This window comes from Pseudomonas sp. PA-7-1E (assembly GCF_021605325.1).
Taxonomy (GTDB): Bacteria; Pseudomonadota; Gammaproteobacteria; order Pseudomonadales; family Pseudomonadaceae; genus Aquipseudomonas; species Aquipseudomonas fluorescens_BV.
In genome coordinates this window covers 23,804-32,447 of record NZ_WKFA01000064.1, presented here as the reverse complement: position 1 = coordinate 32,447, position 8,644 = coordinate 23,804, and the positions used below count along the sequence as shown (strand labels likewise).

The 8,644-nt window shown below is 61.5% G+C and carries 6 protein-coding genes and 1 pseudogene; all 7 read left to right on the top strand.

Annotation, left to right across the window (positions count from 1 at the left end; all coding sequences use genetic code 11):
• Positions 1–196: pseudogene (locus tag GIW79_RS25700) on the top strand (carbamate kinase); the annotation flags it as partial.
• 18 nt (positions 197–214) lie between these two features.
• Positions 215–577 (top strand): DUF5064 family protein, encoded by a 363-nt coding sequence (locus GIW79_RS25695; protein WP_057975114.1) that lies wholly within the window; start codon positions 215–217, stop codon positions 575–577.
• A gap of 173 nt (positions 578–750) precedes the next feature.
• A complete protein-coding gene (locus GIW79_RS25690) occupies positions 751–2,259 on the top strand; it encodes a sigma-54-dependent transcriptional regulator (RefSeq protein ID WP_003193823.1) in 1,509 nt (502 codons plus the stop codon).
• A gap of 402 nt (positions 2,260–2,661) precedes the next feature.
• A complete protein-coding gene (gene gcvH, locus GIW79_RS25685; protein ID WP_014719698.1) occupies positions 2,662–3,045 on the top strand; it encodes a glycine cleavage system protein GcvH in 384 nt (127 codons plus the stop codon).
• A 10-nt stretch (positions 3,046–3,055) separates the two neighbouring features.
• Positions 3,056–5,893, top strand: coding sequence for an aminomethyl-transferring glycine dehydrogenase (gene gcvP / locus GIW79_RS25680; RefSeq protein ID WP_054918484.1), 2,838 nt, complete (start codon positions 3,056–3,058; stop codon positions 5,891–5,893).
• 161 nt (positions 5,894–6,054) lie between these two features.
• Positions 6,055–7,431, top strand: a complete 1,377-nt coding sequence (locus GIW79_RS25675) for an L-serine ammonia-lyase (protein WP_236454406.1) — start codon at positions 6,055–6,057, stop codon at positions 7,429–7,431.
• 39 nt (positions 7,432–7,470) lie between these two features.
• Entirely contained in the window at positions 7,471–8,595 is a 1,125-nt protein-coding gene (gcvT, locus tag GIW79_RS25670) for a glycine cleavage system aminomethyltransferase GcvT (protein ID WP_054898393.1), read from the top strand.
• The last annotated feature ends 49 nt before the right edge of the window (positions 8,596–8,644 follow it).

Genomic DNA, 8,644 nt, shown 5'->3' with positions numbered 1-8,644 from the left:
GGCCCACCCCGACGATATGGAAAAACTCGGCTTCGCCGCCGGCTCCATGGGCCCCAAGGTACAAGCCGCCTGCGAGTTCGCCCGTCAGACTGGCAAAACCGCGGTGATCGGTTCACTCTCGGACATCGAAGCCATCGTCCAGGGCAGCGCCGGCACGCGCATCAGCACGGCAAAACCTGGCATCACCTACCTGTGAAGTTGAGGAGAAACGCCTATGGCTATCTTTGAACCCGGCCACTTGCATATCGAGCGACACGCGCTGAACAAGGACGATGTCAGCTACGACCTGTGCCTGGACTACGAAGTCGTCACGGATGACCGCGAAGGCAAAGGCATGCAGTTCACCCTGCATGGCAGCATCCAGGGCAAGGACATGAAGGAAACCTTTTTCCTGCCCAAGGACCAGGCCTATAACTTCGCCAGCAATGTGACCAAGATTGTCGAAAAATACGGCATTCCCAAGACCCATAGCAGCGTCGGTTCACAGCACAAGCATTACGACCTGATGTTTGAGGATGTGCGCCAGCAGTTGGATATGAAATCCGGCGACCCGGTCAAACCCGAACACCTGGAATAACCTGCTCCCCAATCGAATGTGGGAGCTGGCTTGCCTGCGATAGCGACCTGTCAGACGATATTTTCGGTAACTGACCCACCGCCATCGCAGGCAAGCCAGCTCCCACATTTTGATCTCCACCGGCTCCAAGGCATACTGGCCACCCTCAGCACTCCAGAATCAAGATCCGCCCCATGCGTATCCACGTCAGCTTCATCGACCGCGTCGGCATCACCCAGGAAGTCCTGGCCTTGCTCGGTGGGCGCAATCTCAATCTGGATGCGGTGGAAATGGTGCCGCCCAATGTCTATATCGATGCGCCGACCCTCAGCGCCGAGGTGCTTGAAGAACTGCGCGATGCGTTGTTCAGCGTGCACGGCGTGCAGGCGGTAAAGGTCGTCGACATCCTTCCGGGCCAGCGTCGCCACTTGCAACTCGACGCCCTGCTGGCGGCCATGACCGACCCGGTGCTGGCCCTGGACAGTGCAGGCAAGATCCTGCTGGCCAATCCGGCGCTGATCGCCTTGTACGGGCGTGAACCGGCCGGTGAGAGCATCGCCGAGCTGTTCGATGATCCGGCCTTGCTGGAAACCTTGCTGGACCAGGGCTTTCGCTTGCCGTTGCGCGAGATCAGCGTCAACGGCCAAACCCTGCTGCTGGGCGCCACGCCGATCACCGACGCCGGCGCCCTGCTCACCCTCTACCAGCCCAACCGCATCGGCGAACAACTGTCGGCGCTGCACCATGACCATGCCGAAGGGTTTGATGCGCTGCTGGGCGAGTCCCCGGCGATCCGCACGCTCAAGGCGCGGGCGCAACGGGTGGCGGCACTGGATGCACCGCTGCTGATCCAGGGCGAAACCGGTACCGGCAAAGAGCTGGTGGCCCGCGCCTGCCACGCCATCAGTGCGCGCCACAGTGCGCCGTTTCTGGCATTGAACTGCGCGGCACTGCCGGAAAATCTCGCCGAAAGTGAATTGTTCGGCTATGCCCCTGGCGCCTTTACCGGCGCGCAACGCGGTGGCAAACCGGGGCTGATGGAGCTGGCCAACCAGGGCACGGTGTTCCTCGATGAGATCGGTGAGATGTCGCCGTACCTGCAAGCCAAGCTGCTGCGTTTTCTCAATGACGGCAGCTTTCGCCGCGTGGGTGGCGACCGCGAAGTGAAGGTCAATGTGCGCATCCTCAGCGCCACCCACCGCGACCTGGAAAAGATGGTCAGCGAAGGCACCTTTCGCGAAGACCTGTTTTACCGCCTCAACGTGCTCAACGTCGCCGTGCCGCCCTTGCGTGAACGCGGCCAGGACATCCTGCTGCTGGCGCGCTACTTCATGCAGCAAGCCTGCGCGCAGATCCAGCGCCCGGTCTGCCGCCTGGCGCCGGGTACCTATCCAGCCCTGCTGGGCAACCACTGGCCGGGCAACGTGCGGCAGTTGCAAAACGTGATCTTCCGCGCTGCCGCCATCTGCGAAAGCAGCCTGGTGGACATCGGTGACCTGGACATCGCCGGCACCTCCGTGGCGCGCCAGAGCGATGGTGAAGTCGACAGCCTGGAACAGGCCGTGGAAGATTTCGAGCGCAGCCTGCTGGAAAGCCTCTACAGCCGCTACCCCTCGACCCGCCAACTGGCCAGCCGGCTACAAACCTCCCACACGGCTATCGCCCATCGCCTGCGCAAATACGGCATTCCCAACAAACCCTGACGGAATAAACGCGGTTCAACTGTGGGAGCTGGCTTGCCTGCGATAGCGTCGGGTCATCCAACTCCTTAGTGACGGGTAGACCGCTATCGCAGGCAAGCCCCCACAGAAACCGCATTACAGATTTGGTCTGAGAACGACATTCCGTGTACTGAAAGCGCTACAGCGTAACGATATCGCTACAGCCCTGTTTTTTGCGTGCCATGCAAGGCTTTGATCCACATAGGCTTTTTTTCACGCACTCGACTGTAGCGAAAACGCTACAGCTCACTGCTCGGACTTTATAGCGAAATTTATTAACCCATTGATTTATAACGGCTTAATAACGTTGGCCGCAATATTGCTAAGCAACTCCTCATTATTCCAATCCCGTCCACCAGACGATTCTGGCCCTGAGGAGTTTCCATGAGCGAGTTGCGTTTCACTGAAGATCACGAATGGCTGCGCGCCGAAGCCGATGGCAGCGTCACCGTGGGTATCACCGCTTTTGCGCAGAATGCGCTGGGTGATGTGGTTTTCGTGCAACTGCCAGAGTTGCAGGCTTATACCAAGGGCGCCGAAGCCTCCACCGTGGAGTCGGTCAAGGCCGCCAGTGGTGTGTACATGCCGTTGGACGGTGAAGTCCTCGAAGTCAACGACAAGCTCGATGGCAGCCCGGAACTGGTCAACGAAGACCCGATGGGCGAAGGCTGGTTCTTCCGCTTTAAACCCGCCGATGCCGATGCAGTGGCTAAGCTGTTGGATCAGGATGCGTACGACCGCCTGATCAAAGCCAACGCTGAAGCTTGAGGAGCGCGCCATGACCGTTAATCTGACCACCGCCAACGAATTCATCGCCCGCCACATCGGCCCGCGCCAGGAAGATGAGCAGCAAATGCTCGCCAGCCTGGGGTTTGATTCCCTCGAAGCCCTGAGCGCCAGCGTCATCCCGGAAAGCATCAAGGGCACCAGCGTGCTCGGCCTGGAAGACGGCCTGAGCGAAGCCGAGGCCCTGGCCAAGATCAAGGCCATCGCCAGCCAGAACCAACTGTTCAAGACCTACATCGGCCAGGGCTACTACAACTGCCATACGCCGTCGCCGATCCTACGCAACCTGCTGGAAAACCCGGCCTGGTACACCGCCTACACGCCGTATCAACCCGAGATTTCCCAAGGCCGCCTGGAAGCCCTGCTGAATTTCCAGACCCTGATCAGCGACCTCACCGGCCTGCCGATTGCCAACGCCTCCCTGCTCGACGAAGCCACGGCCGCCGCCGAAGCCATGACCTTCTGCAAGCGCCTGAGCAAGAACAAAAGCAGCAACGCGTTCTTCGCTTCGGTGCACAGCCACCCACAAACCCTCGACGTCCTGCGCACTCGCGCCGAACCACTGGGCATCGATGTAGTAGTGGGCGATGAGCGCGAACTGACCGACGTCAGCCCGTTCTTCGGCGCCCTGCTGCAATACCCGGCCAGCAACGGCGATGTGTTCGACTATCGCGAACTGACCGAACGTTTCCACGCCGCCAACGCACTGGTCGCCGTGGCCGCCGACCTGCTGGCCCTGACCCTGCTGACGCCGCCGGGTGAATTCGGCGCCGACGTCGCCATTGGCAGCGCACAACGCTTTGGCGTGCCACTGGGCTTCGGTGGCCCGCACGCGGCGTACTTCTCCACCAAGGATGCGTTCAAGCGCGACATGCCAGGCCGTCTGGTCGGTGTTTCCGTCGACCGCTTCGGCAAGCCGGCCCTGCGCCTGGCCATGCAAACCCGCGAGCAACATATCCGCCGCGAGAAAGCCACCAGCAACATCTGCACCGCGCAAGTGCTGCTGGCCAATATCGCCAGCATGTACGCCGTGTACCACGGCCCCAAGGGCCTGACGCAGATCGCCCAGCGCATTCACCAACTGACCGCGATCCTGGCCAAGGGTTTGACTGCCCTGGGCCAGAAAGTCGAGCAGGCACACTTCTTCGACACCCTGACAATCCACACCGGCGCCCACACCGCAGCCCTGCACGACAAGGCCCGCGCCCAGCGCATCAACTTGCGCGTGGTGGATGGCGAACGCGTTGGCCTGTCGGTCGACGAAACCACCACCCAGGCCGATATCCAAGCCTTGTGGGCCATCTTCGCCGACGGCAAAACCCTGCCAGCCTTTGCTGCAACCGAAAGCACCCTGCCGAGCGCCTTGCTGCGCCAGTCGCCGATCCTCAGCCACCCGGTGTTCAACCGTTATCACTCGGAAACCGAGCTGATGCGCTACCTGCGCAAGCTGGCCGACAAGGACCTGGCCCTGGACCGCACCATGATCCCGCTGGGCTCGTGCACCATGAAGCTCAACGCCGCCAGCGAAATGATCCCGGTGACCTGGGCCGAATTCGGTGCCCTGCACCCGTTCGCCCCCGCCGCGCAAAGCGCCGGCTACCAGCAACTGACCAGCGAACTGGAAGCCATGCTCTGCGCGGCCACCGGTTACGACGCGATCTCCCTGCAACCCAACGCCGGTTCCCAGGGTGAGTACGCCGGCCTCTTGGCCATCCGTGCCTATCACCAGAGCCGTGGCGAAGAACGTCGCGACATCTGCCTGATCCCGTCATCAGCCCACGGTACCAACCCTGCGACCGCCAACATGGCCGGCATGCGCGTGGTGGTCACCGCTTGCGATGCACGCGGCAACGTCGACATCGAAGACCTGCGCGCCAAGGCCATCGAGCACCGCGAGCACCTCGCAGCACTGATGATCACCTACCCCTCTACCCACGGCGTGTTCGAGGAAGGTATTCGCGAAATCTGCGGGATCATTCATGACAACGGCGGCCAGGTGTACATCGACGGCGCCAACATGAACGCCATGGTCGGCCTGTGCGCACCGGGCAAGTTCGGCGGCGATGTGTCCCACCTGAACCTGCACAAAACCTTCTGCATTCCCCACGGCGGTGGCGGCCCGGGCGTTGGCCCGATTGGCGTCAAGTCGCACCTCACGCCATTCCTGCCCGGCCACGCCGCCATGGAACGCAAGGAAGGCGCGGTGTGCGCTGCGCCGTTCGGCAGCGCGAGCATTCTGCCGATCACCTGGATGTACATCAGCATGATGGGCGGCGCCGGCCTCAAGCGTGCGTCGCAGTTGGCGATCCTGAATGCCAACTACATTTCCCGTCGCCTGGAAGAGCACTACCCGGTGCTGTACACCGGCAGCAATGGCCTGGTGGCCCACGAATGCATCCTGGACCTGCGCCCGTTGAAAGACAGCAGCGGCATCAGCGTGGACGACGTGGCCAAGCGCCTGATCGATTTTGGTTTCCATGCGCCGACCATGTCGTTCCCGGTGGCCGGCACCTTGATGATCGAGCCCACCGAAAGTGAATCCAAGGAAGAGCTGGACCGCTTCTGCGACGCCATGATCGCCATCCGCGAAGAGATCCGCGCGGTAGAAAACGGCACCCTCGACAAAGACGACAACCCCCTCAAGAACGCGCCGCACACGGCTGCGGAACTGGTGGGAGAATGGAGCCACCCATACAGCCGTGAACAAGCGGTGTACCCGGTAGCGTCGTTGATCGAAAGCAAGTACTGGCCACCGGTTGGCCGGGTCGACAACGTGTTTGGCGATCGCAACCTGGTGTGTGCGTGCCCTTCTATCGAGAGCTACGCCTGATCTGACGAGAGATACGCGGCCAGTGTGGGAGCTGGCTTGCCTGCGATAGCGGTGTATCAGCCGACAGTGATGTTGCCTGACCCACCGTTATCGCGGGCAAGCCCGGCTCCCACATTGACCGAGTCGGCTTTCAGAAAATAATAAGAAACCGGAGAACAACCATGTCCCTTAGCGTGTTCGACCTGTTCAAGATTGGCATCGGCCCCTCCAGTTCCCACACCGTCGGCCCGATGCGTGCCGCCGCTCGATTCGTCGAGGGGCTCAAGCGTGACAACCTGCTGGAGGCCACCGCCGGCATCAAGGTGGAACTCTACGGATCACTGGGCGCCACCGGCAAAGGCCACGGCAGCGACAAGGCTGTGTTGCTGGGCCTGGAAGGCGAACACCCGGACACCGTGAATACCGAAACCGTGGCAGCACGCCTGGCGCAGATGCGCAGTGACGGGCGCCTCAACCTGCTCGGCGAACACAGCATTGCGTTCAACGAGAAAGAACACCTGGCGATGATCCGCAAGCCCCTTGCCTATCATCCCAACGGCATGATCTTTCGTGCCTTTGACGCCGCCGGCATCCAGACCCGCAGCCGCGAGTACTACTCGGTCGGTGGCGGTTTCGTGGTGGATGAAGACGCGGCGGGCGCCGACCGTATCGTCGAAGACGCTACCCCCCTGACCTTCCCGTTCAAACACGCCAAGGACTTGCTCGGCCACTGCACCACCTATGGCCTGTCTATCAGCCAGGTGATGCTGACCAATGAAAGTGCCTGGCGCCCGGAAGCCGAAACCCGCAGCGGTTTGTTGAAGATCTGGCAGGTCATGCAGGATTGCGTCGATGCCGGCTGTCGCAACGAAGGCATCTTGCCCGGAGGCTTGAAGGTCAAGCGCCGGGCAGCGGCCTTGCACAGGCAGTTGTGCAAGAACCCGGAGTCGGCGCTGCGCGACCCGCTGTCGGTGCTCGATTGGGTCAACCTGTATGCGCTGGCGGTCAACGAAGAAAACGCCAATGGCGGGCGCGTGGTCACCGCGCCCACCAACGGCGCGGCCGGGATCATTCCCGCCGTGCTGCATTACTACATGCGTTTTATCCCCGGCGCGAACGAAGACGGCGTAGTGCGCTTTTTGCTCACCGCGGCCGCCATCGGCATTTTGTACAAGGAAAACGCTTCGATCTCAGGCGCCGAAGTCGGTTGCCAGGGCGAAGTCGGCGTGGCCTGTTCCATGGCCGCAGGCGCACTCTGCGAAGTGCTGGGCGGCAGCGTGTCCCAAGTGGAAAACGCCGCCGAGATCGGTATGGAACACAACCTCGGCCTGACCTGCGACCCAATTGGCGGGCTGGTGCAGGTGCCGTGCATCGAGCGCAATGCCATGGGCTCGGTGAAGGCGATCAATGCGGTGCGCATGGCCCTGCGTGGCGACGGGCAGCACTTTGTGTCCCTCGACAAGGTCATCCGCACCATGCGCCAGACGGGCGCCGACATGAAAAGCAAATACAAGGAAACCGCCCGTGGCGGTTTGGCGGTCAACATTATCGAGTGCTGACGCCCACAAGCGCGTCGGCACGTTTTTCAGGAGTTGAATATGTCCACCGAAACCCTGTTGAAAACCCCATTGCATGCCCTGCACCTGGAACTGGGCGCACGCATGGTGCCCTTCGCCGGCTACGACATGCCGGTGCAGTATCCATTGGGCGTGATGAAGGAACACCTGCATACCCGTGAACAGGCCGGGTTGTTCGACGTCTCCCACATGGGCCAGATTCGTCTCACTGGCGCGAATGCCGCCAAGGCTCTGGAGACCCTGGTGCCCGTCGATATCATCGACCTGCCAGTAGGCATGCAGCGCTATGCGATGTTCACCAATGAGCAAGGCGGCATCCTCGACGACCTGATGGTCGCCAACCTGGGCAACGACGAATTGTTCCTGGTGGTCAACGCCGCCTGCAAGGACCAGGACCTGGCGCACCTGCGTACACATATCGGCGACCAATGCACCATCGAACCGCTGTTCGAAGAACGCGCCCTGCTGGCCCTGCAAGGCCCTGCGGCAGTGAAAGTATTGGCGCGCCTGGCCCCTGAAGTCACTCAGATGACCTTCATGCAATTCGCCACCCTGCGTTTGCTGGGCGTGGACTGCTACGTCAGCCGCTCCGGCTACACCGGTGAAGACGGTTTTGAAATCTCCGTGCCGGCCGCCAATGCCGAGAGCCTGGCCCGCAGCCTGCTGGCCGAAACCGAAGTGCAGGCGATCGGCCTGGGCGCTCGCGATTCGCTACGCCTGGAAGCCGGCTTGTGTTTGTACGGCCACGACATGAACACCGACACCACGCCAATCGAAGCCAGCCTGCTGTGGGCGATTTCCAAGGCTCGGCGTGCCGATGGCGCACGGGCCGGCGGCTTCCCTGGCGCCGACCGCATCTTCACTCAGCAGCAAACCGGTGTGGCGCGCAAACGCGTAGGCCTGCTGCCGCAGGAGCGTACCCCGGTGCGTGAAGGCGCTGAAATTGTCGATGCACAAGGTACGGTTATCGGCAGCGTCTGCAGCGGGGGCTTTGGTCCAACCTTGGGCGGCCCTCTGGCAATGGGTTACCTGGACAGCGCATTTGTCGCACTGGATACCGAAGTTTGCGCAATGGTACGTGGGAAAAAGGTGCCACTGCGTGTAAGTAAAATGCCATTTGTTCCGCAACGTTACTACCGTGGCTGATTGACTGTTTCTATAAGTAACGCGGTTGCGTTAACGTGCACTAAACTGT